Raw genomic sequence first — 24,811 nt, forward strand, 5'->3', positions numbered from 1 at the left:
ATGTCTAACACACCGGGCCCGAATCCCGCCCGGGGCTTGGTCAGTTCGCGGTCGTCCCGGCCTGTTGGGCGTCGGCGAGGGCGCGTCGGCAGAGCGAGTCGGCGTGCCGGGTGGTTTCGGGGAGGCGGTAGTGGCGGGCGAGTTGGAGGGTGGTGCGGACGGCGGTGTCGAGGCCGGTGCGGTGGCCGACGGAGACGAAGACGGGTTTCACGCCTTCTCTGGTGCGGACGGCGCGGCCGACCTCCTCGCCGGTGGCGGGGTCGGTGAGCGGGGTCCAGGAGCCGCGGGGCGCGTCGGGTTCGTGGTGGTCGAAGGTGAAGGGGGTCTTGGCGACGCCGAGGGTGCGCAGTCCGGTGAGGACGCCGAGGTGGCTGGCGAGGCCGAGGCGGCGGGGGTGGGCGAGGCCGTAGCCGTCGCAGACGACGAGGTCGGGGGTGCGGGTGAGTGCGGCCAGTGCGTCGAGGACGGCGGGGAGTTCGCGGAAGGCGAGGAGTCCGGGGATGTACGGGAAGGCGATCCGGCCGACGGCGGTGGTCTGTTCGACGACGGCGAGGGTGTCGCGGTCGAGCAGGACGGCCGCGGCGGCGACGAGGTCGTGGTCGTCGTCGTAGGCGACGTCCACGCCGGCGACGAGCGCGTCGGGGCCCGGGTTGCCGGGGCCCTTGTCGTCGTGGGCCTGGACGAGCGGGCGCAGCCGCTCCTGTTCGGCGAGTGCCTCGGCCTCGGTGGTGGGCCAGTCGGCGGGGATGGGCATGGTCGGTTCCCCCGGGTGCGGTGGTGTGCGGCGGTGCGTGGTGTCGACGGGTTTCGCCTCACCGTACCGACCGGGCCGGACGACCCCGGGGTGAGCCCGTGCGCCCCCTGTGCCCCCGCGTTCGGGGGCTAGCCTGGACGTACCCGTCTCCCCGCGGGGTAGGACTGCTGGAACCCGGCTCCATTCCCGCCCGTTTCCCCCGACGTGCGAAGGACCTCCGCCATGCCGCGCCCCTCCGTCGCCCAGGTCTGCCTCGGCTCGTTCACCGTCGTCGCCACCACGGTGGTGCTGCTGGCCGTTTCGGGTGCTTCGGGCGTCCTGGCGGTCGCGGTGCTGGTGGGGTTCGCGCTGGTGCTCGGCACCGTGGTGACGGTGCTTTCGATGTCCGCCGCCACCGCGAGGGCCGCCACCGCGGGGGCCGCGACCGTGGAGGACGCGACCGTGGAGGCGGGCGCCGCGGACCCGGCGCGGGCGCCCCGCCCCGCTGCGGCCGCCACCGGGCACGCGTACGCCCGGCAGCGCTGATCCGCCGCCGGGCGCCGGTGCGTCCTGCGCCGCCGCTCAGACCTCCGTGGTGACCACCACGGTCTTCGCGGCCTTGTCGTGCAGGCATTGCCGGTAGGGCTTGTCGAAGACGCCGAAGAACCCGTCGATGATCCACCAGAGCGCGGCGCAGCAGAGCACGGCCGGGAGGATGAAGACGGCTGCGCGGGTCCAGGCGGCGGCCGGGGTCGGTTTGTTCCCGTCGACGAGCATGGCGACGCGGACCTTCGTCGCCTTCTTGCCGAGGGTCTGGCCGTCCCGGCTGAGCATCAGGGCCTCGTAGACGAGGTAGATGGCGCAGCCGAGCCAGAACGCCTCGGTGGAGCCGTTGCGCGTGCCGAGGTCGACGAAGGGCCCCACAATGATCACGGCGACGGCCTGCACCAGGAGGTAGTCGATCAGTCGGGCGAGGATCCGTTTGGGCCAGGTGCCGAGCGGCGGCATGCCGGGGATGGGGCCGGCGCCGGGGGTGCCGTACGCGCCGGGGCCGTAGCCGTGGCCGTACCCGGGCGGCGTCCGGTCGTACGGGGGTTGGCCGTACGGGCTCTGACCTGGGGTCGGCTCGCCGTACGGGCTTCCGCCGTAGCTGCCCTGGTAGGCGCCGGGGCCGCCGGACGGCTCGTGGGACGGCTCGTGGGGCGGCTCGTGGGGCGGCTCGTGGGGCGGCTCGTTGGACGGGGTCGGGCCCGACGGCTCGCCTTCCGGCGTGCCGCCGCCCGACTGCGGGGGCTGCTTGTCGAAGGAGGGCTTGCCGCCCCCCTCCGGCTGGGGGCCTGAGGGGTCGTGGGTGCTCATGACCCCGAGTAGAACATCACACATTCTCGATGTTTGGGACATTTTGCCTGTTTTGCACTGGCCCCTACCGGCCCTCAGCCGCGCACCACCCGGGTGCGGGCCGCGCGGTCCTGCCACCCCCGCCGCGCCGTCCGGTCGAACACCGGCCAGACCAGGCCGAGCAGCAGCACCGTGCCGAGTTGCCGCACCGCCCACCGGAGGAGCGAGCGGCCGAGGCTCAGTCTGGTCCGGCCGGCCGGGGCGGCGGTGTCCACCACGCGGATCCGGGCCAGCCGCTTGCCGAAGGTCTGACCGGTACGGGCGACCGGCAGCACCTCGTAGAGCAGGCTGACGAAGAGCAGGATGCCGATCAGGACGGCGATCTTGCCCAGCACCACGTCGTCCACCAGCCAGACCTGGATCTGACGCCGGCTGAGGGCGCTGGCCATCCGGGCCTGGTCGACCTTCTGCTGGAGGTGGTCGGTCACCGAGCGGCCGAGCGGAATCCCGGCGGCGACCGCGACCACCAGCAGCACGGCGGTGTCCACCGTCCGCGCCGCCAGGCGGCGGCCGAGGCCGGCCGGCACGGCGACTCGGGCGGTCCGGGCCGTCCGGGCGGTACGGGCGACGCCGGCCGCCCGGGAGAACGCGGTGGCAGCGGTGGCGGCGGTGACAGCGGGGGCGGCGGCGGACGGGCGGGGCTGGACGGCGGTCTCCCGCACCGTCCGTACGGCGGGCAGCGGGGCGGCGGCGGCCGTGGTCCCGGCGGTCGCGGCGACCGCAGCCACCGGCTTCGAGGCGACCGCAGCCGGGGCCGCAGCCGGGGACTGGACTGGGGCCGGCATCGCCTTCTCCCCGACCACCGGCACCGGGCCCGAGGCCAGGACGGCCGGCACCGGCGTCTCCCGCACGGTCACCGCCGCGGCGGGAGCGCCGGCCGCGGCCAGTTCGACGGCAACCGGAGCGCGCTCGGGCTCCGCACCCCCCTCCTTCGCATCGAGCGCCTCCGGAAGCACCCCCCAGGAGACCCAACGCGGGGCGTCGCCCGTCTCCATCAGGCCCGGCTGCGCCCGGGGATCGGCCTGCCACCCGGACTCCCCGACCACGGGCGCCGGGGCCGAACCCGAATCCCGACCCAGGGCCGCGCCCATCCCCTGGACCGCCTCGGGCACCGCACCGACGGCCACCGGCCCCTCCAGGGGGCCTGGCAGCCCGGCGCCAACGAAGCCCGACGGCGCCACCGGCGAAACCCCCGACGAAACGCCCGACGAAACCCCCGGCCCGTCGACCGTCCGGAACACCGGCCCGCCGATCACCTCCGCCACCCGCGGCCCGAGCACGAAGGACGCCCCGCCCGAGGTCTGGTCGAAGTACACCGGCCCGGTGTCACCCCCACCCGCGGGCGGCCCGACCCGGACCTCCGCCACCGCCCCCGACACCACCGACTCCGGGGCCATCCGCTCCGGGGCCACCGGCTCCGGAGTCGCTGCCACCTCCGGGACCCCGGCCGGCTCCGGCACCACCAGCGGCCGCGCCGGCCGCACCGCCGCGCCGCCCGGGGCGGACCGCCGCGTCGCGTACCGGGGCGGCTGCAGCACCTCGCCCCCGGCGGGCGCCGGCCGGCTGGTGCCGGGCACCCAGGCCGAGCCGCCCCAGTACCGGACGAAGCCGGGGATGGAGGGGTCGGGGTAGTAGCCGGGCTCGGGTGCGACGGCCGGGTCGCCGTCGGCGGCGAAGGGGCGGTCCGTCATGGGGGTCTTCTTTCCTGGCAGGTCCTGACGAGGACGGCGCGGACCGACCGGGCCCGACCACCGCAGACGCGTCCACGCGCGCGCACGACCCGGCGCGCGCCCTGCGCTCGGCGCGCGTGGGGGCGCCACCGATGGGCGGACAGTCGCCGGACAGTCACAAAGGGTAGTACCTCACCGAAGCCGTGACGGAAAGTTCGCGATTCCCCGGACAGCGGGGGGTAGCTCAAGGTAGGGAACCCAGCGCACGACGTTTGCTCGCGCGCCGTGCCACCCGCTGTTCACCACCCTCACCAAACTTCCCGAAGAAATCCCGGAAACGTGTGTAAGAGCCGGTGCGGACCGCCCTCTCAAAGGTCACAGGGGCCCGGAACCGGGCACCGCCCGAAGGCAGAGAGGAAGACGATCATGGAGCGTCCCGTCAGCGTCGTCGAGCACGAGCTGGAGCTCAACCTGGTGCTCTCGCCGGAGCACAGCGTCCCCGTCCCGGCCCGGCTGTCCTACGGCAGCCACGACCCGTACGCGGTGTACATCACCTTCCACCTGGACACCGGTTCGCCGGTGACCTGGGTGTTCGCCCGCGAGCTGCTGGTCGAGGGCACCTTCCGCCCGTGCGGCCAGGGTGACGTGCGGATCTGGCCGACCCGTTCGGGCCGGCGCAGCGTGCTCTGTCTGGCACTGAGCTCACCCGCCGGGGACGCCCTGCTGGAGGCCCCGCTGCCGGCCGTCGCGGCCTGGCTGGAGCGGGCGCACCGGCTGGTTCCGCCGGGCAGCGAGCTGGCCGCGCTGGACATGGACGGCTCGCTCGCCGAACTGCTCGCCTAGGCATGCGCCGCAGCGTGCACCGGCTCGTACACCGGCATCAGCATCAGCACCCGAACCAGCGCCAGCGCCCGAACCAGCACCAGCACCAGCACCCGGACGAACACCCCCAGGAACGCGACCACGCCCGCAAGGACGAACGGCGGCAACGGGAGCCGGGAAGCAGGAGCGGCGCCCCCGCCGGCTCAGCGGGCCGCGGGGGCCTGCTGACGACCGCGGGCGGTGTCCGGCCCTCCGGCGTCCCGCTGTCCGGGCAGCCGGACCAGCGGCGCGCCAGCCGAACGCCGTCGGGCCCTTATCCGGACGGCGGCGGCGAGCAGGAAGCAGAGTCCGACCCACGGATAGACCGAGGTCGGCAGCTGGCGCCACGGTGACATGTCGAGGACGGCCAGGCCGACCGGCTTCGCGGCCCACATCGCGAAGGACAGGAACGCGACCAGCGTGGCCCAGAAGACGACCCGCCAGCGCAGCCGGCGGACGCCGGCCGGGCGGGCGTGCTCGACCGAGGCCTCGGCGGCGAGCAGGACGAGCATCGGCACGCACCAGACCCAGTGGTGGGTCCAGCTGATCGGCGAGATCAGGACGGCGGTGACGGCCGCACAGCAGACGCCCCAGGCCTCGGCCCGGGGCAGCCAGCGGCCGCTGCGCGCGGCCCAGGCGGAGACCGCGAGGCCCGCCAGCGCGATCAGGCCGGCCCCGAGGGTGGCGACGGTGCCGGGATCGGCGCTGTGCAGCAGGCGGGCGAAGGCGCCGCGCATCGACTGGTTGTCGACGATCCAGGTCTTGCCGACCCGGGAGGAGTCGTAGAGGTACTTGGTCCAGAAGCCCCAGGTGGCGTCCGGCAGGACCAGCGCGCCGAGCAGGAAGGTGCCGAGGAAGGTGAGGCCCGCCACGAAGGCGGCCCGGATCCGACCGGTGATCAGCAGGTAGACCGCGAACAGGCCGGGGGTGAGCTTGATGCCGGCGGCGATGCCGATCGCCACGCCCTTGCTCCGCCGCCCGTCCGCACGGGTGAGGTCCCAGAGGATCAGGCAGGCCAGCGCGAGGTTGATCTGGCCGTAGCGGAGCGTGGTGAAGACCGGTTCGAGCCAGACCCCCAGGCCGGTCGCCAGGATCACGCCGATCGGCCGCAGCTCGCGGCGCGGCCAGCCGACCAGCTTGAAGGACAGGTGGGTCAGCAGGGCGAGCAGCCCGACGTTGCCGAGAGTGATCGCGACCCGGAGGAAGGGCACCGGGAACCAGGTGGTCGGGACGAACAGCATCGCCGCGAACGGCGGGTACGTCGCGGGCAGGTTCCACTCGGTGACGCGCAGCGCGTACAGGTCGGTGCCGTTGGCCACGGCGGCGCCCTCGGCCCGGTAGACGATCATGTCCACCATCGAGGTGTGGACGAAGTGGCGGACCACCGCGTACACCAGCAGGGACAGCAGCGCCACGGCGGAGGCCGCCAGCAGCGGACGCCGGGGAGCCTCGCGCAACGCCCGGACGGGGGCGCCGAGGGCCCGGCGCAGCCGGTCCGACAGGGGGGCGGGCGAGGGGTCGGGTGCGGTCCGCACCGGGCTGCGCTCGTCTTGCACCGCTGTCACTGTCCACTCCGTCCACGGCTCGGCCAACCAGCGACGATACCGGATGCCGTCCGAACGAAACCGGACACGATCAACTACTCAGTGTGACAAAGCGGCTCTGACCGGCCGCACTCCGGCGCGGGCGGAGCGCGAACGGCCGGAACCCGAACGGCCTGAACCGGGACCGCGGGAACCCGGACGGCCTGAACCCTGACGGCGGGAACCCGGACGGCGGTCGCCCCCTCACCTCTGGAACAGCGCACCCCGGCTCCGCCGCCGTCCGCCCCGCGCGGGCTCCGCCTCCTGGGGCCCGGTGCGCAGCCGCAGCCGGGTCTCGGCGCCGCCGAGCACCGCGGAGCGGCCGAGCGCGACGTCCCCGCCGGTGGACTCGGCGAGCTTGCGGACGATGTCCAGGCCGAGGCCGGTGGAGCCCTCGCCGCCGTGCCCCTCGCCGCGCTTGAGGGCGGCGGCCGGGTCGCTGTACCCCGGCCCGGCGTCGCCGACCAGCACGATCACCGAGCAGTCGCTGGCAAGCACGTCCACCGAGAAGGCGGTCCCGACGGAGGTGTGCCGGAAGACGTTGCCGAGCAGCGCGTCGACGGCGGCCGCGAGGTCCCCGCGCTGGACGGGCACCGGCGCCGCCCGCTCGGCGCCGGCCAGCTGCCAGCGGCGCCCCTCGTCCTCGGCGAGCGCCGACCAGAAGGCGACCCGTTCCCGGATCACCTCGGCGGCGTCGCAGCCGACGGCGACGGCGGGCGCGTCCTCGGGGGCGCGGCGAGCCGAGCGGATGATCTGGTCGACCTCGCGCTCCAGTTGGGCGACCGCGTGCCGGGTGGCGTCGGCCGCGTCTCCCTCGCCGAGCGAGGCGGCGTTGAGCCGCAGCACGGTCAGCGGGGTGCGCAGCCGGTGCGACAGGTCGGCGGCCAGTTCCCGTTCCGCAGCGAGGAGTTGGACCACCCGGTCGGCCATGGTGTTGAACGCGTGGCCGGCCTCGCGCAGTTCCTCGGGGCTGCCCTCGACCTGCTTGCCCTCCACCGGGACCCGCACGGAGAGGTTCCCGGCGCCGAGCGAGCGGGCGGCGGCGGCGAGCTTGCGCGCGGAGGCGACGATGCGGCTGCCCATCCGGTCGGCGACCAGCACCGAGATGGCGACCAGGCCGAGTGCCACGGCGGAGAGCACCTGCCAGGCCGTGGCGACGCCGCGGGTGAGGTCGCTCTCGGCCACGAACACCTCGACCACCGCGGTCCGCCCGGTGTCCACCGCGACGGGCTGGAGCAGGGCGTACCCGCCGGGCACCTTCACGGTGAAGGAGCGGCCCTGCCCGCCGGCCGTGGCCACGTCGGCCGTGGTGGCGCGCCCCTCCCCCAGCATCGGGCCCCCGGGCTCGCCGGTCCCGGCGGCCGCCGTCCCGGGGCCGCCTCCGTCGCCCTCGACGGCGTGGGCCGCGTCGCCGCCGCCTCCGCCCCCGCCGCTCCCGCCGCCGGCTCCACTCCCGCCACCGGCTGCCGCGCCGCCGCCGCCCGCCCCGGCGGGCTGCCCGGCCGCCGGAAGGTGCACCGCCATCCGCCCCTGCCCGCCGGCGTCCGTACTGGCCAGCGCCCGGGTGATCGCGTCCTCGTCGGTGGTGATCGCCAGGGCCGGCCCGAGCGCCGCGGCCTGCCGCTCGGCGGCGGTGAAGGCCCGGTCCCGTGCGGTCTGCTGGACCATCAGCCCGAGCGGGATCAGGAAGGCCAGCGCGACCATGGTGGTCCCGGCGACGGCGGCCTTGATCAGGGCCCAGCGCAGCGAGCGCCCGAACCGCCTCATGTCCGGTGCTCCGCCGCGCCCCCGACGGCTTCCAGCCGGACCCCGACGCCCCGGACGGTGTGCAGGTAGCGGGGGTTGGAGGCGGTCTCGCCGAGCTTGCGGCGCAGCCAGGAGAGGTGGACGTCGATGGTCTGGTCGCCGCCGTAGGTCTGCTGCCAGACCTCGGCGAGGATCTCCTTGCGGGGCACCACCACGCCGGGCCGGGCCGCCAGGAAGGCCAGCAGGTCGAACTCACGGCGGGTCAGGTCGAGCGGGCTCCCGTCCAGCGCGGCCTCCCGCCGCTGGAGGTCGATGGCCAGTCCGCCGACCCGCAGCACCTGGGCGACGGGCGCCGCGCCGCTGCCGAAGCGGCGCAGCACGGCGGTCATCCGGGCGCTGAGGTGCTCCCCGGAGAAAGGTTTCACCAAGTAGTCGTCGGCGCCGTCGTTGAGCAGCCGGATGATCTCGGCCTCGTCGTCCCGGGCGGTGGAGACGATCACCGGCACATTGGTCAGGCCCCGGATCATCTTGAGCGCCTCGCTGCCGTCCAGGTCGGGCAGTCCGAGGTCGAGGATCACCAGGTCGCAGCCGATCTGGGCGACCTCCCGCAGCGCCTCCAGAGCCGTGCCCACGCTGCGGACCGCGTGACCGGTGTCGGTCAGGTGGCGGATGAGGGCGGAGCGTACGAAGGGGTCGTCCTCGACCACGAGCACTGTTGCCATGGGCCTGCACGGTACGCCATCGCCGGTCAGTGGTCTGTACCTCGGGGGTGGGTCCGGACATTGTGCAACTGCCCTGCCGAATACCGGGGGTGCCGGTCTCCATCCGTTTGGAAATACGGCAGGATGTGCGGACGATGCGGAACGGACTGGTACAGCTCGGCGCCTGGGCGGCGGCCACCGGGGCGGCGGTGGCGCTGTCCTGGCTCGGCGTGCACGCGGTGCTGACCGGCGCCGCGTTCGAGCAGCCCACGGCGATCGCGCTGCCCTCCCCGAAGGCCGAGGGCACGCCGCACTCCGCGCCCGCCACGCCGGACCAGCCGCGCTCCACCGCACCGTCCACGCCTCCTTCCCCGGCGGCCTCCCCGACCACCACCACCGCCCCGCACGGCCCGGCTCCCGCCGGCACCGCCGCGTCGCCCGGCCGCCGGCCCGCCCCCACCGCCGCCGCGACGTCCACGGTGAAGAGCTACCCGATCCCCGGCGGCAAGGTCGCGCTGGACCTGAAGCCGGACCGGGCCACCCTGGTGTCCGCCGCCCCGGACCCGGGCTGGCAGATGCAGGTGTGGACCGACGGCCAGTGGCTGCGGGTCGACTTCACCCGCGGCGACGAGGCCAACTCGGTGTTCGCCTCCTGGAACGGCCACGCGCCGATCGTGGAGACCGTGGTCCGCTGACGCGCGGACCCCGACGCCCCGACACCCCGTCAGGCGACGCGCGGCGGCACCGCAAGCGGTCGGACAGCGGACGGTCGTACGGCGGGCACCGTCAGAAGCCGTCGCACGGCACGTACCCCGGCAGGTACGGCCCCACGTACCCCGCCCGGTCCACCAGCGTGTGCCTGGTCCCGCCCGGCACGCCGATGGTGGCCAGCACCACCGCGCCGTAGTCGTCCCGCGCCTCGTAGGGCTCGGCCAGCGACAGCGCGCCCCGGTCCACCGCGTAGTCGTAGGCGTAGTAGACGTCCGGCACGCTCACCGTGAGGTCCAGCACCCCGTCCCCGTACCGGTCGAGGTACGCGCTCAGCTCCCGGCCGCGCGGGCCGGTGGTCCGCACCGGGGAGGTGAGCACGATCCGCGTCCCCGGCGCGGCGAGCACGTACGAGAGGGTCTCCGGGTCCCCGGTCATCGGCCCGGCGTACGCGGTACAGCGCAGCCCGAGCGCGGCGCAGTAGCGGCGGGCCGCCCGCTCGGCGTCGGCGACCGCGAAGACCACCGCGTCGGCGCGGCCCATCGGCAGCGGCCCCTCCTCCGCGGGGTCCGGTGCGAGGCCGGCCCCGAACAGGACGGGTTCGGCGGCGGTGTCGGTCATGACTGCCCTCCCGGTAGGCGTACGGACCATCCTGGCCGTCCCGGGCACCGGGGGTGGGGCCCTGCGCACGGGGGTGTGGCTGGAGGGTGGCGCCGGTCCGACCTGCGCGCAACTGTTCCGTTTCCTCCTGGTCAAGCTGTGCCCCGGAACGGGAGAATCGGCCGCGCCGCTGTACAGAATGCCCACCACAGGACGGTGCCGTCGATGCCCCCCGCTCACGTCCCGAGCTCCCCCGGCTCGCCCAACTCCGCCGCTCCGCAGGGATCTTCCGCCGCCCCGCAAGGCCCTTCCGCCGCCCCGGCGGGCAGCACCAACGACACCATCGACATCCTGGACGGCCGGCTGATCCGGCTGCTCGCCGAGGAGCCCCGGATCGGGGTGCTGGAGTGCTCGCGCCGGCTGCAGGTCGCCCGGGGCACCGTGCAGGCCCGGCTGGACCGGCTCCAGGCCAAGGGCGTGATCGGCGGTTTCGGCCCGGAGGTGGACCCGGCGGCGATCGGCTACCCGGTGACGGCCTTCGCCACGCTGGAGATCTCCCAGGGCCAGGGCGCGGACGTGCGGGCGCACCTGGCGAGCGTGCCGGAGGTGCTGGAGCTGCACACCATCACCGGGATCGGGGACATGCTGGTGCGGATCGTGGCCCGGTCCAACGCCGATCTGCAGCGGGTGATCGACCGGGTGCTGGGCTTCGACGGGATCGTCCGCTCGTCCACGGCGATCGTGCTGGAGAACCCGGTGCCGTACCGGATCCTGCCGCTGGTCGACCAGGCCGCCGCCGAGTAGGAGGATCGGATCGGTCCGACGCGCCGATTCGGGCATATGCGTGAGGCGCCGACGGCCGCAAGATTTCTGTATGAACGTTCTACTACCTCTCGCGCCGCCCTCCGGTCCGCTGATACCCGCGGCAGCCGCGCCCCGCGCCGGGTCGGCCCCGGCATGACGAACGCGGTCGCGGCCGTCGGTACCGCCCCCACCCTCATCGCCTCCGCCCAGCGCGCCCTGCGCCTGCTGGAGGCGGCCGCCCGCTACCCCAAGGGCGCCACCGCCAAGCAGCTCGCCCGGGACACCGACCTCGCCCTGGGCACCGCCTACCACCTGCTGCGCACCCTGGTGCACGACCACTACCTGGAACGCCGCAGCGGGCTCTACCGGACCGGCCCCGCGGTCGCCGGGCTGATCCGGGACGACGGCCCGGCGACCGGCCGGGCCCGGCTCCGGACGCTGCTGGGCGTGCTCGCCGACGAACTGTCCGCCGCCGTCTACTTCACCTGGTACCGGCACGGCGAGGTGGAACTGGTCGAGGCCGCCGAGGCCCCCGGCGCGCCGCTGGTCGACCGGCACGACTTCCGGTCCGGCGCGCACGCCCACGCGGCCGGCAAGACCCTGCTGGCCCTGATGACGGCCGAGGAGCGCCGGGCCCACCTGGCCCGCCACCCGATGGTGCCGTTCACCCCGTACACCCTGCGGGACCCGGCCTGCCTGCCGCTGCTGCCGCGCCAGGGCCCGCGGCGGGCCGTCCCGATCACCCAGTTCCAGGAGTACGCGCTCGGCACGGCGGGTGCGGCGGTACCGGTCGTCGCGGGCACCGGCATCGGCGCGATCTCGGTCTCCCTGCCGATGGCCCAGGCCCACCGGCTGGCCGGGATCGCCGCCCGGCTGAGCACCCGGGTGGGCGAGGACTTCGCCGAGATGGCCTTCGGGATCTGACCCCGCCGACCGGGCCGGCCCCGTGCGGGAGGGGCGGCGCCCGGTCAGCAGGAGGGGACGCTGCCGCCGCTCCTCAGCGCCTGGAGGGCCGAGACCGACTCGGCGAGGGTGCCGACCGGCACCAGGCGCAGCGACGCCGGGGTGTTCACCTTGGCGTCCGCGCACTCGTCCTTGGGCAGCAGGAACACCGTCGCGCCGTCCCGGGCGGCCGCCTGCGTCTTCAGCGGGACGCCGCCGACCGGGCCGACGGTGCCGTCCTTGTCGATGGTGCCGGTGCCGGCGACGGTGAGCCCGCCGGTGAGGTCGCCGCCCTTGCCGTCGCCGGCCAGCTTGTCGACGATGCCCAGCGCCAGCATCTGGCCGGCGCTCGGCCCGCCGACCTCACCCAGGTCGACCTTGACCTTCACCTGGTCCGGCGACAGGTGGAGGTAGCCCAGCGCGGCCGCGGTGGCGGCGTCCTGCGACTCGGCCATCTGCTGGGCGGTCGCCTCGTCGGCCTTCACCGGGTTGCTCTCCGGGTAGACCGTCTCGGTCGGGCGCACCGCCTCCTTGGGGTCGAACCACGCCTGCAGAGAGCGCCAGAAGGTGTTCTTCTGCCCCGGGTTGGTCGCCGTGATGGTGACCATCCGCAGCTCGCCCTCGGTGGTGCGCAGCGGCGCCCCGGTGATGGTGAGCACCGGCTTGCCCTGGTACGAGCCCAGCGTGTCCGCGGTCAGGCCCGGCCAGGTGAGGGTGTACGGCAGCGGAACGAAGGCGGCCACGCCGAACAGCGCGGTGACCAGCACCCCGCACAGCGCGAGCGCGCGGGTCCGCGGGGTGGTGAGGGCCTTGGGGAGCTTGGTGTCGGACACAAGGGGAATCCAAACACACCCGACACCGTGTGCGGGCGCTACCTCAGGGCGTCGGCCACCTCGGTCGCCGCCTCCACCACCCGGGGGCCGACCCGCTCGGGCACCATGCCGTTCAGCATCACCACGCCGACGCTGCCCTCGATGCCGCTCAGCCCGACCAGTGCGGCGGCCGCCCCGCTCGCCCCGGACTGCTCCTCCGCACGGGTGATGACGAAGCCCTGCTCGGGCCGGCGCTGGCTGGGGAAGGTGCGCGCCTCCAGGATCGCCCGGCCGGCCGCGCTCTCGGTGAGCGGGTGGCGCAGGCCCGTCCGGTAGGCGACGTGGAAGTCGGTCCAGCTGGGCTCGACCACGGCGACGGCCAGCGCCTCGTTGCCGTCCACCAGGGTCAGGTGGGCGGTGGCGCCGAGGTCCTCGGCGAGGCTGCGCAGGGCCGGCAGCGCGGCCTCGCGCAGCAACGGGTGCACCCGGTGCGCGAGGCGCAGCACGCCGAGGCCCACCCGGGCGCGCCCGCCGATGTCCCGGCGGACCAGGCCGTGCTGTTCCAGGGTGGCCAGCAGCCGGTAGACCACCGTCCGGTTGACGGCCAGCCGGGCGGCCAGCTCGGTCACGGTGAGCCCTCGCTCGGAGTCGGCGAGGAGCTTGAGGACCCGGACGCCGCGGTCCAGGGTCTGGGAGGTCTCGGCAGTCACGACGGGGCAATCCTTTCCGCGGCGCTCGCGGGGCGGGCGGCGCCGTTCCAAGGTCGGTGTCGCGCGCAGGTGGGGGTGGCCGCGCTCGGGCCGCACGGCGTCGTCCTTGACGCGCACGGCCCCGCGACGCCGTCCCGCGGGGGTTGCCCGGCGGAAGAGCGTGGGGGAAAGGTAGTGAAGGAAATGACGCGACGGAAGTGGTTGTCCAAAATTCGGGCGTGATCAACTTCAACACTGGCTCGAATTCCGGACAAACCCCCGCGATTCGCCGGGTGCGCCGGGGCACGGGAGCGCCCCCGGTCCGATGAGCGGACGCGCCCCCGCTCCGACGGCCGGGCGCGCCCGCGGCTCCGCTACTTGGCCCACTCCCGGATCTTCGCGATCCGCGCGTTCAGCTGGTTGACGGTGGCCTGCGCGGTGAGCGGCCCGCCGCACTGGCGGCGCAGCTCGTTGTGGATGGTGCCGTGCGGCTGGCTGGTGCGGTGGTGCCAGGCGGCGACCAGCGCGTTCAGCTCCTTGCGCAGCTCCCGCAGTTCCTGGTGGGTGACCACCGGCCGCTGCTCGGCCGGCAGCTCCAGCAGGTCGGCCTCCTCGGCGGGCTTGGTCTTGCTGCGCTGGATCTGCCGGTGCTGGCGCTTCTGGAGCAGCATCTGCACCTGGTCCGGCTCCAGCAGGCCCGGGATGCCGAGGTAGTCCTCCTCCTCCTCGCTCCCCGGGTGGGCCTGCATGCCGAACTCCATGGCGTTGTACAGCACCCGGTCGAAGACCGCGTCGGAGCCCAGCGCCTCGTAGGAGAACTCCTCGCCGCCGGCGCCGTCCGGGCCGTCGTTGGCCCGTTCGGCCTCGGCGAGCAGCCGGTCCTCCTCGTCGAAGAGGCCCTCGCCCTCCTTCTTCGGCCGGTCCAGCACGTGGTCGCGCTGGAGCTCCATCTCGTTGGCGAAGCCCAGCAGCAGCGGGATGGTCGGCAGGAACACGGAGGCGGTCTCGCCGCGCTTGCGGGCGCGCACGAAGCGGCCGACGGCCTGGGCGAAGAACAGCGGGGTGGAGATCGAGGTCGCGTACACCCCGACGCTGAGCCGGGGCACGTCGACGCCCTCGGACACCATGCGGACGGCGACCATCCAGCGCGAGGTCCCCTCCGCGAAGTCGGAGATCCGCTTGGACGCCTCGGCCTCGTCCGAGAGCACCAGGGTGACCTTCTCGCCGCTGATCTCGCGCAGCATCTTGGCGTAGGCCCGGGCCACGTTCTGATCGGTGGCGATGACCAGCCCGCCGGCGTCCGGGATCGCCTTGCGGACCTCGGTGAGGCGCCGGTCGGCGGCCTGGAGCACGGCCGGGATCCACTCGCCCTGCGGGGACAGCGCGGTGCGCCAGGCCTGGGCGATCAGGTCCTTGGTCATCGGCTCGCCGAGCCGGGCCTCCAGCTCGTCGCCGGACTTGGTGCGCCAGCGCATGTTGCCGCTGTAGCTGAGGAAGATGACCGGGCGGACGACGTGGTCGGCCAGCGCGTGCCCGTAGCCGTAGGTGTAGTCGGCGACGGACTTGCGGATGCCGTCGCCGCCCGCCTCGTACGCCACGAACGGGATCGGGTTGGTGTCGGAGCGGAACGGCGTACCGGTCAGCGCCAGTCGGCGGGTGGCCGGCTCGAAGGCCTCGAAGCAGGCCTCGCCCCAGGACTTGGAGTCACCGGCGTGGTGGATCTCGTCCATGATCACGAGGGTCTTGCGGGCCTCGGTGCGGTTGCGGTGCAGCATCGGGTTGACCCCGACGCCCGCGTAGGTGACCACGATGCCGTGATACTCCCGGGACAGCGGCCCGGAGGAGTACGCCGGGTCCAGCTTGATGCCTATCCGCGCGGCGGCCTCGGCCCACTGCTTCTTCAGGTGCTCGGTCGGCGCGACGACGGTCACCTGCTGCACCAGGTGGTTGTGCAGCAGGTACGAGGCCAGGGTGAGCGCGAAGGTGGTCTTGCCTGCGCCCGGGGTGGCGACCGCGAGGAAGTCGCGCGGCTGCGTCTCGATGTACTTGTCCAGCGCGCCCTGCTGCCAGGCCCGCAGCTTGCCCGCGGTGCCCCACGGGGCGCGGCCGGGGAAGGCCGGGGAGAGGTGGTGCGAACCGGCGGGCGCGCCATGGCCGGCGGATCGGGCGGGCGCCTGCGACTCCGGTGCGTCGGAGAACAGCGGCATCGAGGAGGCGGCGGCAGTACTCACGGTCTCCGAGGGGGGATCATCGCAGGTCAGAGGCGGTTTAGCGGCCTCGCCCCGCGGTCGGGCGGCGATCGGGCAACCCGCCCAGCGTACCGGGTCCGACGCCGTTCGGGCCTCCGGGCGAGGCGCCGCGCCCGGCCCGCACGGCCGGAAATCGATGTGACCCGGATCACATCCGATATCTCGTGAAACCCGGTAATCGCCACCCGTCCCGGGACTCTCACCAGGGTGAGGCCGCACCGACCCCACCTGCCGCACCGCGGCCTCGCACCGAACCGAAGGGACCCACCCGTGCGCACCGTCGAAGAGCCCGTCCAGGCCCGTCTGATCCTCTCCCCCCACCGCTCGGTCCGGCTGCGGGTGGTGCTCTCCTACCTGCCGGAGGACCCGCTGGCCGTCCGGATGGCCTTCCCCGCCGAGTTCTCGCTGGACGAGCCCGCCGAACGCCGGGACTCCGAGGACATCGTCTGGATCTTCGCGCGCCAGCTGCTCTCGGCCGGCATCGAGCTGCCGGCCGGCGTCGGCGACGTCCACGTCCGGCCCGCGGTCGGCCGGCGCACCATGGTCGAGCTGCGGGCCCCCGAGGGCACCGCGCTGCTCCAGTTCGACACGACCGACCTGCGCCGCTTCCTGTGGCGCAGCCGGCTGCTCGTCCCCGAGGGCGAGGAGCACCTGCACCTGGACGCCGACCGCGCGCTCGCCCAGCTGCTCGGCTGACGGGCGGTGGCGTCCGGAAGCGCCCCCGCGCTTCCGGCCACCCGCGTCCGTCGGCGGCAACCCGGGTCCGGGGCCCGGGAAGCCCGTGCGGTCGCCCGCCCGCCTCGGGGCGGATCAGCTCGAGAGCTTGCGCATCAGCCGGACGCCCTGGGCCGCCGTCAGGTGCGGCAGGTACGCCTTGCCGATCGCCCGGGTGATGCCGGGCAGCGCGGCCGGGTCGGGGTACGCCATGTACATCGGCCGGTACTCCGGCTGGAACTTCGCCTTGAAGGCCAGCAGCGAGCGGAAGCCGTACACCGGCTCCAGCACCTTGCCCATCCAGTCCAGCATCCGCTGCAGCCCGGTGGGCTCCTCGTCCTGCCCGGTGCGGGCCAGCGGCGCGCCCGACAGCGACAGGAAGCGCGCGCCCTCCTCCTTGAAGCCGAGCGCGGCCGAGGCGATCAGGAACTCGCTGACGCCGCGGAAGCCGTCCGAGCGCCGGCGCATGAAGTCCAGCGTCCAGCCGACCGGCACGCCGTCCTCGTACACCGGCATCCAGCTGGTCAGCCCGTGCACCACCCGCTGCTCGTCCACCGCGATCAGCACCCGCACGTCCGGGTCGTCCAGCTCCGCCAGGCCGCCGAGCGTGAAGCCCATCTCCGGCAGGCCCTTCTCGGAGACCCACTCCTCGGAGATCGCCCGGATCTGCTCCCGCAGGGCGAGCGGCGCCTCGTGGTACGCCCACCACTCCGCGGAGATGCCCTGCTTGCCGGCCTTGTTGAGGGCGGTGCGGATGTCCTGCCACTTGCGGCCGGTGAAGGCCAGCTCGGGCAGCGGCACCACGGTGTCCTCGGCGACCTGCAGCGAGCGCCAGCCGAGCTGCGCGGCGGCGTCCCTGGTCTCGCCGCAGACGCTGTAGAAGCACGGCGTCCAGCCGCGCGCGTCGCAGTACCGGGCGAAGCCGGCCACCGCCCCGGCGCGGTCCTCCGGCGCGCCGAACGGGTCGCCGGTGGTCAGCGCGACGGTGCCCACCACCCGGTAGGCGACGGCCGCCCGGCCCTGCTCGTCGAACCAGTAGTGGTTGCCGTCCCAGGTGGCGATGAACGAGAGCGTCCCGCCGCCGTGCTCGGTCAGCAGCGCCCTCGCCCGGCCGGCCGCCGCCGCGTCGGTGTGCAGCACCGGACGGCGGAAGACGGAGAGCAGCACGGCCAGCGCGACCGCCCAGAACGCCAGCCCGCAGTACGTCTCCAGGAAACGCGCCACCGGCCCGACCGCGATCGGGTAGTCCGGCAGCAGGTCGTTGTACGCGGGCGGCAGGAACTGGGCCGGCAGCCCGGCCACCAGCCGGCGGGCGGTCGCCCCCGGCTCGAACTCCCCGGCCGCCAGCCGCCCGACCCCCACGTAGGTGGCCGCGGAGGCGAACGCCGCGCCGCCGAGCACCAGGGCCAGCCGGCGCACCGAGCTGCCGGACAGCCGCAGCGGGAAGCGCTTGCGGGTGGCCACCAGCAGGGCGGTGGTCAGCAGCGGCAGCAGCAGCGCCTCGACGAAGTACTGCACCACGTCCCGGCTCACCGGCCCGGCGTCCAGGTACAGCCAGCACAGCAGCGCCGCCCAGAGCAGCTCGGTGGCCACGGTGACCAGCCAGGCCAGCCGCAGCCCCCGGCGCAGCCCCTCGGCGAGCACCAGCAGCAGCGCCGGGAAGAGCGCGGCCATCATCCGGCCCGGGGTGTCGAAGATCCGCACGACGGCGTGCGCGCGGGCGCAGTCGTGCGCCGACAGCGCGCAGAAGTCGGCGACCTCGTCCGGGCTGAGCCGGTGCGAGAAGTACAGCTCGGAGAAGGTGTTGAACGGTCCGCTGGCGTTGTCGTACAGCGAGGCGAGCAGCGGCCCGAAGGCGGCGGCGACCAGGCAGAGCGCGACCAGCACCCGGGTCTCGGAGTGCGAGGAGCGGTGCGTGCGCAGGTGCGGGCGGCCCCGGCTGACCAGCGCGCCCAGGCCGAGCCCGGCCAGCGCGGCGGCGCACCGCTGGACGCTCTGCAGGTGGCCCACGTACAGCGTCATCACCAACGGGACGAGCAGCACCAGCAGGTGCAGCCGGCGGCGCCAGAGCACGGTGAGCCGGTACCCGAGCACCCCCGCCAGCGCGAACACGCCGACGCCGGGGCCGACCGAGATCTGGTCGGCCACCGAGGCGGTCCACTGCTCCCCCGCCGAGGAGCCGAAGGCGACCAGCGCGGTGCCCAGCAGGGTGCCGACGACCTGCCCGCCGACCAGCACCGCGAGGGTGCGCGGCCGCCCGAGCCGGTGCTCGGCGGCCGGGCCGACCAGGAGCAGCAGCAAGCTGGTGAACACGTACGAGCCGCTGCCGGAGCACCAGAACATCGAGGTGACCGGCGTCCACCAGTGGCCCTCGGCCAGCGTGGGCAGGCCGATCCCGGCCCGGTCCAGCAGCCGGTCGGACGGGCCGTGGCCCAGGCTCCCGGTGGCCGCGCCGAGCAGCCAGAGCCCGGCCAGCAGGGTCAGCGTCAGCGGCGCCGAGCGCAGCCGGGAGCCGAGCGCCCTGGCCGCCCGCCGGACCCGCTGCGGGCGCGGCTCCGCGGTGCGGGTGACCGGGGCCCGGTCGGTACCGCGCTCGGCCGTGCGCTCCGCGTCCGGCCCCGGCTTGCGCTGCTCGCCGACGGTGGCCAGCGCGGTCCCCGCCCCGGTCACCGCGTCAGCCCGGTCTGCTGGGCGAGCCACGGGAGCTGCTGGACGATGCCGGGGCGGAAGACGACCCAGCCGTGGCCACCCGGCATCAGGTCGAACTTGGACTTCATTCCGGCCGCCTGCGCGGCCCGGTAGACCTTCTCCATCTGCGGTCTGAACTCCTCGTCGGTCTCGCCGACGACCAACGCGACGTTGGTGTCCGGGAATTTCCTGCGGGCCATCACCTGGAGCGGATCGACCGCGTCGAACTTCTTCTCGTCACCGCCGAAGGCGGCCTTGACGGTCTGTTCCCGGCTGCCCAGGGTCGGTTCCTCCTGCCCGGACATGTCGAGGACGGTGCCGTACACGTCGGGCGCGTTGACGCCGAGCTGGAGGGCGCAGGTGCCGCCCATCGAGGCGCCCCCGATCGCCCACGCGGTGCGGCCGGTCGCGGCCTGGAGGTTCTGGTGGACCCAGTCCGGCACGTCCACGGCCAGGTACGTCTGGGTCTTGGCGATCTTGGAGTCGAGGCAGAGCGTGTTGGCCCAGGTGGAGCCGAGCTGATCGGGCATCACCACGATCGGCGCGAGGCCGCCGTGGTCCGCGGCGAAGGCGTCCAGCGCCTCATTGATCTGCGCGGAGAGCACCCAGTCCCCCGGGACGCCGGGCTGGCCGGTGATCATCACGACCACCGGCAGCAGCGGCCGCGGGGTGGCCTGGTAGGCGGGCGGGAGGTAGACGTACGCGTCGCGGGCCTTGAAGCCCGACCTGGTGCCGGGGATCGGCACCACCGAGACGGTGCCCTTCTCGGGCAGGTCCGCCGGGGGCTTCCAGACCTCCTCCAGCGACTTGCCGGGCGGGGCGCTCATGATCTGGCCCGCCTTGGTGGCGACCAGCCCGTCGGTCCTGGTCAGCCAGGGCGCCAGCATCACGCGCCCGCTCGGGAACTGGCCGAAGCCGATGTTGACCTCGGAGGAGGACATCAGCAGCACCAGGCCGCTCAGGCCCAGCGCGAGCCCCCGGCGCCGCCAGGTGAGCCGGCGCAGCCGGTAGCCGACCAGGCAGAGCCCGAGCAGGGCGACGGCTATCCACCAGGTGACGTACCGGGGAGTGCCCTCGGGGAAGGGGTGCCACCAGCCGTCGACGACCACGTCCAGCAGCCAGCTGAGCGCGGCCGCGGTGAACAGCGCGGCGGGTAGGCGGACCCGCCACCAGCTGCGGCCGCGGCCGATGGCTAGCGCGAACAGCGCCGCCCAGCCTGCCGCCAGCACGGCGTGCGGGATCAGGCCCTCGGTGAGCGGCCAGTCGATCGGGTTCCAGCGGGAGGCAAGGGTCAGCGTGGTCATGCGGCTTTGCCCGGCGGGGTGGTGTCGGCCAGGAAACCGTAGGCGACGACGTTGCCGTCGTAGCCGTGTTCCTCACTGTACGAACCGCCGCAGGTGATGACCCGCAGCTGTGCGTCAGCGGCCTGACGATAGACCCGGTCGTCCGGGAAGTCCTTTCGGTCGTGCACTTCGATGGCGTAGAGCTGGTAGACGGCGGTGGCGCCGTCCGCCCGGGCGATCTCGATCCGATCCCCGCGACGGAGCGCGCCCAGATGATAGAAGACCGCGGGGCCGGCCTTGTTGTCGACGTGTCCTGCCAGGATCGCGGTGCCGCGCTGACCGGGGCTGGCCCCGCCGCGGTACCAGCCCGCCAGGTTGCGGTCCGCCTCGGGCGGGGTCTGGAGACGTCCGGCGCCGTCCAGCCCGAGCGCGGTGACCGGGGCGTCCAGCCGCACCGCCGGGATGCGGATCCTGGTCGGCACGGACGGGCCGAGCGGCGGCACGATCGAGACCGGCGCGATCCCGGCCTGGGCCTGGCCGGCCCCCGGCGCGGGCGGCAGCGACGAACCTCCGTCGTGCAGCAGCCAGGCACCGAGGACCAGCGCGGCCCCGGCCGCCAGGGTGCCCGGCCACGGGCCCCTGCTCTGCTGGACGCCCATGGGCGCTCCCCTCTGCCGACGGAACCCCTCTTCCTGGGAGTTTCCTGGGAACAATTCAACCGGAACGGACTGTAAGGCACGTCCATACGACGGTCGTACCGGCACCCGCCGATCGGCAGGGCGGACGGCCTCTTTTCTGCGCCGCGTGGGCGCCCGGTCGCGGAGCGCGACGACCGCCCCCCGCGCACGATCGCCGCGGGTGCAGGCCCGACACGAGCTACCGACGGTTCAACGGACCCGATCGGTTGCGTCGTTCGAGCGATCACTCACGAGCTCGCGCTGCGCCTCTTCGACCGGCCCCGCCCTCGTGCCATGCTGACCCGGTTACGGGTTGTATCACCCACTTGTCCGACCGGACTCCGCACTCCCGCACGCCGCCCGCACGCCCCACGAACGGAGTGACCATGGAAGCCCTCTCACGCCGCACCCTGCTGACGGCCGGCGCCGCCACCGCCGCCACCCTGGCGGCCGGGTGCGGCAGCAACCACGCCACCGGCGAGGAGCGGGCGGCCGGCAGCGCCGCGCCGGCCACCGCAGCGGCCGACGAGCAGGGCGCCACTCCGGCCCCGGCCCCGCTCCCCCGGCCGCAGCCGGTCCTGATCGGTGACGGCTCCACCTCGGACACCGGCGCCCAGCCGCACCAGCCCGTCCCCGACCGGCTGCAGCCCGGCCAGCGCCCGCCGCAGTTCGTGGTCTTCTCCTGGGACGGCGCCGGCGAGCTCGACAACGGCCTGTTCGCCCGCTTCCGCCGGCTGGCCCGGGACCACGACGCGAAGATGACCTTCTTCCTCAGCGGCCTCTACCTGCTGCCCGAGTCCAAGAAGGACCTCTACCGCCCGCCGCAGCACAAGGCCGGCGCCTCCGACATCGGCTACCTCAGCGACCAGCACATCCGCGACACCCTGGAGAACGTGCACGCGGCCTGGCTGGAGGGCCACGAGATCGGGACCCACTTCAACGGCCACTTCTGCGGCTCCACGGGCGTCGGCGCGTGGTCCCCGGAGGAGTGGGACAGCGAGATCCAGCAGGCGATGGACTTCGTGACGAACTGGCGCACCAACACCGGCTTCACCGACCTGCCCGCGCTGCCCTTCGACTACCGCAAGGAGCTGATCGGCAGCCGCACCCCCTGCCTGGAGGGCCAGCGCAACCTGCTGCCCACCGCGGTCAGGCGCGGCTGGCGCTACGACAGCAGCGGCAACGGCACCCAGGTGTGGCCGCAGAAGATCCAGGGCGGCGCGCTGTGGGACCTCCCGCTGCAGTCCATCCCGTTCCCCGGGCACACCTTCCAGGTGCTCTCGATGGACTACAACATCATGTACAACCAGTGCGGCCCCAACACCAAGGCCGACCCGGCGCTCCACCCCAGCTTCCAGACCCAGGCCCGCGACGCCTACCTGATGGGGTTCGACCGCACCTACAACGGCAACCGGGCGCCGTACGTCATCGGCAACCACTTCGAGGAGTGGAACGGCGGCATCTACATGAACGCCGTCGAGGACGTCCTCAGGACCATCGCGGACAAGCCGGAGGTCCGGCTGGTCTCCTTCCGGCAGCTGGTCGACTGGCTGGACGCCCAGGACCCGGCGGTGCTGCGCAAGCTCCAGACCCTCGCCCCGGGGCAGTCCCCGGCCGGCGGCTGGGAGGCCTTCCTCGGCGCCCCGGCGGGGGCCGCGCCCCCCGCCACGCCCCCCGCCACGGCCCCTGCCGGCGCCACCGCCGGCTGACCGTCAGGCCTTCGTCCGCACCCGCCCGGAGAGCACCGCGCCGAGCAGCGCCACCCCGGCCATCGACAGCAGGATCACCGCGAAGGCGCCGGGCGAGCCGGCCTCCCCGCCGCCCCCGTGGGCGGCGGCGAGCGAGCCGCCGCCCAGCGCCGCGAACATCACCCCGGCCAGACCGGTCAGCAGCACATTGCCCAGCGCGTCGCTCATCTGGAGCGCGGCCGAGTTGGCCCCGGCGTCCTCCGGCGTGGAGAGCTTCATCATCAGCACGCTGACGCTCGCGATCGCCATCCCCATCCCGACGCCGCCGACGCCCCAGGCCACCGACGCGGCCCAGGCCGGCACCGCCGGGAACAGCACCAGCGCGGCACCCGAGATCGCCACCGCGGTCAGCACGAAGCCGCCCCGGATCATCACCGTGCGGTAGCGCTCCGCCCCGGGCCGGCCCTGGAGCCAGGAGCCGAGCGCCCAGGTGAGGCCGCCGCTGGTCAGGGTCAGGCCGGCCAGCGTCGGCGAGAGCTCGCGCTGGGTGGTCATCATCAGCGGGATGAAGGCCTCGGCCGCGAAGAACGCCCCCGCGGCCACCCCGCGCAGCAGGATCACGGCCGGCAGTCCCCGGCCGGCCCGCAGGGTCCGCGCCGGCAGCAGGCCGAGGACCGCCGGCACCAGCAGCGCCGCCCCGGCGATCCCGGGGACCAGCCCGATCAGGTCGCGCCGCTGGCCCGCGTACTGCAGCAGGCCGGCGCCGACCGCCGCCATCGCGGCCAGCAGGGTGCGACGGCGGTCGAAGGCCGCGCCCCTGGCCACCGGGTGCTCGCGCTCGGAGCGGGCCAGTGCCGGGCCCATCACGGCCAGCGGCAGCAGGATCAGCACCGGCACGGCCAGGAACACCCAGCGCCACCCCAGGTGCTGGGTGACGGCCCCGGAGACCAGCGGACCGATGATCGAGGGCAGTACCCAGGCCGAGGAGAAGGCCGCGAACACCGCGGGCCGCAGCCGCTCCGGGTAGGCCCGGCCGACCACCACGTACAGGGCGACGATCACCAGCCCGCCACCGAGGCCCTGGACGGCCCGCCCGGCCACGAACACCCACATCCCGGGTGCCGTCCCGGACACCACCAGCCCCACGCCGAACACGGCGATGCCGCTGAACAGCGGCCGCAGCGGGCCGCTCCGGTCGCACCACTGGCCGGAGACGACCAGGGCGAACAGGGTGGTGGTGAAGTAGCCGGAGAAGGCGAACGCGTACAGCCCGAGCCCGTTCAGCTGGCGAGCGGCGGTCGGCATCGCGGTGTTGACGGCCGTCGCCTCGAAGGCGATCACCAGGACCACCGAGACGATCCCCAGCGTCAGCGCACGGTAGCGGCCGCCGAGGACCCCACCACCGGGGTCGTCGTCAAGGGGTATCGGTACGGGGTCGACCGAGGTGGGGGAGGCAGTGGTCATACGTAACATCGTAAGAGCCGTCTGCCCCGATGACCCCTGACCCCGGTCGGTGATCTCCTCGGTCGCAGGCCCTAGGACGGGCCCGGGACCCAGGACGGGCCCCCGGCCCGGACCGCGGCGGAGGTCAGTGCAGCACCTTGAGGCCCACCACGCCGGAGACGATCAGCAGCAGGCAGGCGATCCGGGCCATGGTCACCGGATCCCCCAGGACGGCCATGCCGTAGACCGCGGTGCCGACCGCTCCGATGCCCACCCAGACGGCGTAGCCGGTTCCGATCGGAATGGTGCGCATCGCGTACGCCAGGCCGCCCATGCTGAACAGCAGTGCGATGCCGAAGACGAGGCTGGGAACGAGGCGGGTGAAGCCCTTGGACGATTCCAGGGCGACCGCCCAAATGGTCTCCAGGACACCCGAGACGATCAGAACGAGCCAGGCCATGACGGTGCTACCTCCGCAGTCCACAGCGGCCGGATTGCCGCTGAACTGCGCCGTCTTGTCGTCACCGGGTACGACGCGCTCGTCCGGGGTGGCGGAAATACCGCCACCTGTCCCCGACGGTAGCACACCTTGCCATACAGAATTTACAAAAGGGCATTGACCCCTCTCCCCCGGATCGGCCACTATGAATTCACTGGCCGTGTGCCCGAGTGGCTTAGGGAACCGTCTGCAAAGCGGTGCACGCGGGTTCGATTCCCGCCATGGCCTCACCGGAAAAGGAAATTGCCGGTCGACTCCGAAAGTCGGCCGGCAATTTCCTTTCCCTGCGTTACGCCTTTCCCGGGAGCCCCCGGTCTTTCCCG

At 74.0% G+C, this 24,811-nt stretch carries 23 protein-coding genes, 1 tRNA gene and 1 riboswitch; of the genes, 8 read left to right on the plus strand and 16 right to left on the minus strand.

Annotated features, from left to right (window positions below; all coding sequences use genetic code 11):
* Positions 1–40 precede the first annotated feature (40 nt).
* On the minus strand, positions 41–754 hold the full coding sequence (locus ACFVVA_RS35660) for an endonuclease V (protein WP_387694866.1): 714 nt from the start codon (positions 752–754) through the stop codon (positions 41–43).
* A gap of 222 nt (positions 755–976) precedes the next feature.
* Between ACFVVA_RS35660 and ACFVVA_RS35665 the strand changes: the two genes are divergently transcribed.
* Positions 977–1,279: a hypothetical protein gene (locus ACFVVA_RS35665; protein ID WP_387694867.1), complete on the plus strand. Its 303-nt coding sequence runs from the start codon at positions 977–979 to the stop codon at positions 1,277–1,279.
* A 36-nt stretch (positions 1,280–1,315) separates the two neighbouring features.
* Here the strand turns inward: ACFVVA_RS35665 and ACFVVA_RS35670 are convergent, their stop codons facing one another.
* Entirely contained in the window at positions 1,316–2,092 is a 777-nt protein-coding gene (locus ACFVVA_RS35670; protein WP_387694868.1) for an RDD family protein, read from the minus strand.
* Positions 2,093–2,166: 74 nt separating this feature from the next.
* Complete coding sequence (locus ACFVVA_RS35675) at positions 2,167–3,822, minus strand: RDD family protein (RefSeq protein ID WP_387694869.1); 1,656 nt, start codon at positions 3,820–3,822, stop codon at positions 2,167–2,169.
* A gap of 405 nt (positions 3,823–4,227) precedes the next feature.
* On the opposite strand from ACFVVA_RS35675, the gene ACFVVA_RS35680 reads away from it, so the two are divergent.
* Positions 4,228–4,644: an SsgA family sporulation/cell division regulator gene (locus tag ACFVVA_RS35680; protein ID WP_097237712.1), complete on the plus strand. Its 417-nt coding sequence runs from the start codon at positions 4,228–4,230 to the stop codon at positions 4,642–4,644.
* On the opposite strand, the gene ACFVVA_RS35685 is transcribed toward ACFVVA_RS35680, so the two are convergent.
* The 4 genes from ACFVVA_RS35685 to ACFVVA_RS35700 form a co-directional block, all read right to left on the minus strand.
* Complete coding sequence (locus tag ACFVVA_RS35685; RefSeq protein WP_387694870.1) at positions 4,641–4,766, minus strand: hypothetical protein; 126 nt, start codon at positions 4,764–4,766, stop codon at positions 4,641–4,643. The genes ACFVVA_RS35680 and ACFVVA_RS35685 overlap by 4 nt on opposite strands.
* 60 nt (positions 4,767–4,826) lie before the next feature.
* Complete coding sequence (locus ACFVVA_RS35690; protein ID WP_387694871.1) at positions 4,827–6,227, minus strand: glycosyltransferase 87 family protein; 1,401 nt, start codon at positions 6,225–6,227, stop codon at positions 4,827–4,829.
* A 222-nt stretch (positions 6,228–6,449) separates the two neighbouring features.
* A complete protein-coding gene (locus tag ACFVVA_RS35695) occupies positions 6,450–8,012 on the minus strand; it encodes a sensor histidine kinase (protein ID WP_387694872.1) in 1,563 nt (520 codons plus the stop codon).
* Entirely contained in the window at positions 8,009–8,713 is a 705-nt protein-coding gene (locus tag ACFVVA_RS35700) for a response regulator transcription factor (protein ID WP_387694873.1), read from the minus strand. The genes ACFVVA_RS35695 and ACFVVA_RS35700 overlap by 4 nt, the downstream gene beginning before the upstream one ends.
* Positions 8,714–8,847: 134 nt before the next feature.
* Here ACFVVA_RS35700 and ACFVVA_RS35705 point away from each other — a divergent pair, with 134 nt between their 5' ends.
* Entirely contained in the window at positions 8,848–9,387 is a 540-nt protein-coding gene (locus ACFVVA_RS35705; RefSeq protein ID WP_387694874.1) for a hypothetical protein, read from the plus strand.
* A gap of 91 nt (positions 9,388–9,478) precedes the next feature.
* Here the strand turns inward: ACFVVA_RS35705 and ACFVVA_RS35710 are convergent, their stop codons facing one another.
* Positions 9,479–10,021: a VOC family protein gene (locus tag ACFVVA_RS35710; protein ID WP_387694875.1), complete on the minus strand. Its 543-nt coding sequence runs from the start codon at positions 10,019–10,021 to the stop codon at positions 9,479–9,481.
* Between the two features lie 204 nt (positions 10,022–10,225).
* On the opposite strand from ACFVVA_RS35710, the gene ACFVVA_RS35715 reads away from it, so the two are divergent.
* Together ACFVVA_RS35715 and ACFVVA_RS35720 are read left to right on the plus strand one after the other, a co-directional pair.
* The gene (locus ACFVVA_RS35715) at positions 10,226–10,804 is read left to right on the plus strand and encodes an Lrp/AsnC family transcriptional regulator (RefSeq protein WP_387694876.1); all 579 of its coding nucleotides are present in this window, start codon (positions 10,226–10,228) and stop codon (positions 10,802–10,804) included.
* A gap of 153 nt (positions 10,805–10,957) precedes the next feature.
* On the plus strand, positions 10,958–11,728 hold the full coding sequence (locus ACFVVA_RS35720) for an IclR family transcriptional regulator (RefSeq protein ID WP_387694877.1): 771 nt from the start codon (positions 10,958–10,960) through the stop codon (positions 11,726–11,728).
* Between the two features lie 44 nt (positions 11,729–11,772).
* Here ACFVVA_RS35720 and ACFVVA_RS35725 read toward each other — a convergent pair whose 3' ends face one another.
* The 3 genes from ACFVVA_RS35725 to ACFVVA_RS35735 all read right to left on the minus strand — a co-directional run bounded on the left by ACFVVA_RS35725 (position 11,773) and on the right by ACFVVA_RS35735 (position 15,454).
* Positions 11,773–12,579: a S16 family serine protease gene (locus ACFVVA_RS35725; RefSeq protein WP_387694878.1), complete on the minus strand. Its 807-nt coding sequence runs from the start codon at positions 12,577–12,579 to the stop codon at positions 11,773–11,775.
* A gap of 38 nt (positions 12,580–12,617) precedes the next feature.
* Positions 12,618–13,268, minus strand: a complete 651-nt coding sequence (locus ACFVVA_RS35730) for an IclR family transcriptional regulator (protein ID WP_049654777.1) — start codon at positions 13,266–13,268, stop codon at positions 12,618–12,620.
* A 353-nt stretch (positions 13,269–13,621) separates the two neighbouring features.
* Positions 13,622–15,454 carry a DEAD/DEAH box helicase gene (locus ACFVVA_RS35735; RefSeq protein ID WP_387694897.1) on the minus strand — a complete coding sequence of 611 codons (1,833 nt, stop codon included), beginning with the start codon at positions 15,452–15,454 and terminating at the stop codon, positions 13,622–13,624.
* A gap of 312 nt (positions 15,455–15,766) precedes the next feature.
* Between ACFVVA_RS35735 and ACFVVA_RS35740 the strand changes: the two genes are divergently transcribed.
* Positions 15,767–16,192 carry an SsgA family sporulation/cell division regulator gene (locus ACFVVA_RS35740; protein ID WP_359904206.1) on the plus strand — a complete coding sequence of 142 codons (426 nt, stop codon included), beginning with the start codon at positions 15,767–15,769 and terminating at the stop codon, positions 16,190–16,192.
* Between the two features lie 114 nt (positions 16,193–16,306).
* Here the strand turns inward: ACFVVA_RS35740 and ACFVVA_RS35745 are convergent, their stop codons facing one another.
* Genes ACFVVA_RS35745 through ACFVVA_RS35755 form a run of 3 tightly spaced genes read right to left on the minus strand, consistent with a single transcriptional unit; the run spans position 16,307 to position 20,840 of the window.
* Complete coding sequence (locus ACFVVA_RS35745) at positions 16,307–18,910, minus strand: rhomboid family intramembrane serine protease (protein WP_387694879.1); 2,604 nt, start codon at positions 18,908–18,910, stop codon at positions 16,307–16,309.
* Positions 18,877–20,202 (minus strand): alpha/beta hydrolase, encoded by a 1,326-nt coding sequence (locus ACFVVA_RS35750; RefSeq protein WP_387694880.1) that lies wholly within the window; start codon positions 20,200–20,202, stop codon positions 18,877–18,879. Before ACFVVA_RS35750 ends, ACFVVA_RS35745 begins: the two co-directional genes overlap by 34 nt.
* A complete protein-coding gene (locus ACFVVA_RS35755; RefSeq protein WP_387694881.1) occupies positions 20,199–20,840 on the minus strand; it encodes a class F sortase in 642 nt (213 codons plus the stop codon). Before ACFVVA_RS35755 ends, ACFVVA_RS35750 begins: the two co-directional genes overlap by 4 nt.
* A 404-nt stretch (positions 20,841–21,244) precedes the next feature.
* Here ACFVVA_RS35755 and ACFVVA_RS35760 point away from each other — a divergent pair, with 404 nt between their 5' ends.
* Entirely contained in the window at positions 21,245–22,567 is a 1,323-nt protein-coding gene (locus ACFVVA_RS35760) for a hypothetical protein (protein WP_387694882.1), read from the plus strand.
* A 3-nt stretch (positions 22,568–22,570) separates the two neighbouring features.
* Here ACFVVA_RS35760 and ACFVVA_RS35765 read toward each other — a convergent pair whose 3' ends face one another.
* Both ACFVVA_RS35765 and ACFVVA_RS35770 read right to left on the minus strand, forming a co-directional pair.
* A complete protein-coding gene (locus ACFVVA_RS35765) occupies positions 22,571–24,010 on the minus strand; it encodes an MFS transporter (protein WP_387694883.1) in 1,440 nt (479 codons plus the stop codon).
* 124 nt (positions 24,011–24,134) lie between these two features.
* Complete coding sequence (locus ACFVVA_RS35770) at positions 24,135–24,449, minus strand: DMT family transporter (RefSeq protein ID WP_380545568.1); 315 nt, start codon at positions 24,447–24,449, stop codon at positions 24,135–24,137.
* Positions 24,450–24,493: 44 nt separating this feature from the next.
* Positions 24,494–24,559: riboswitch (guanidine-III (ykkC-III) riboswitch) on the minus strand.
* A gap of 85 nt (positions 24,560–24,644) precedes the next feature.
* On the opposite strand from ACFVVA_RS35770, the gene ACFVVA_RS35775 reads away from it, so the two are divergent.
* Positions 24,645–24,716: transfer RNA gene (locus tag ACFVVA_RS35775), tRNA-Cys, on the plus strand.
* The last annotated feature ends 95 nt before the right edge of the window (positions 24,717–24,811 follow it).

The sequence above is a fragment of the Kitasatospora sp. NPDC058048 genome, assembly GCF_042885555.1.
In the GTDB taxonomy this organism is placed as follows: domain Bacteria; phylum Actinomycetota; class Actinomycetes; order Streptomycetales; family Streptomycetaceae; genus Kitasatospora; species Kitasatospora lactacystinica.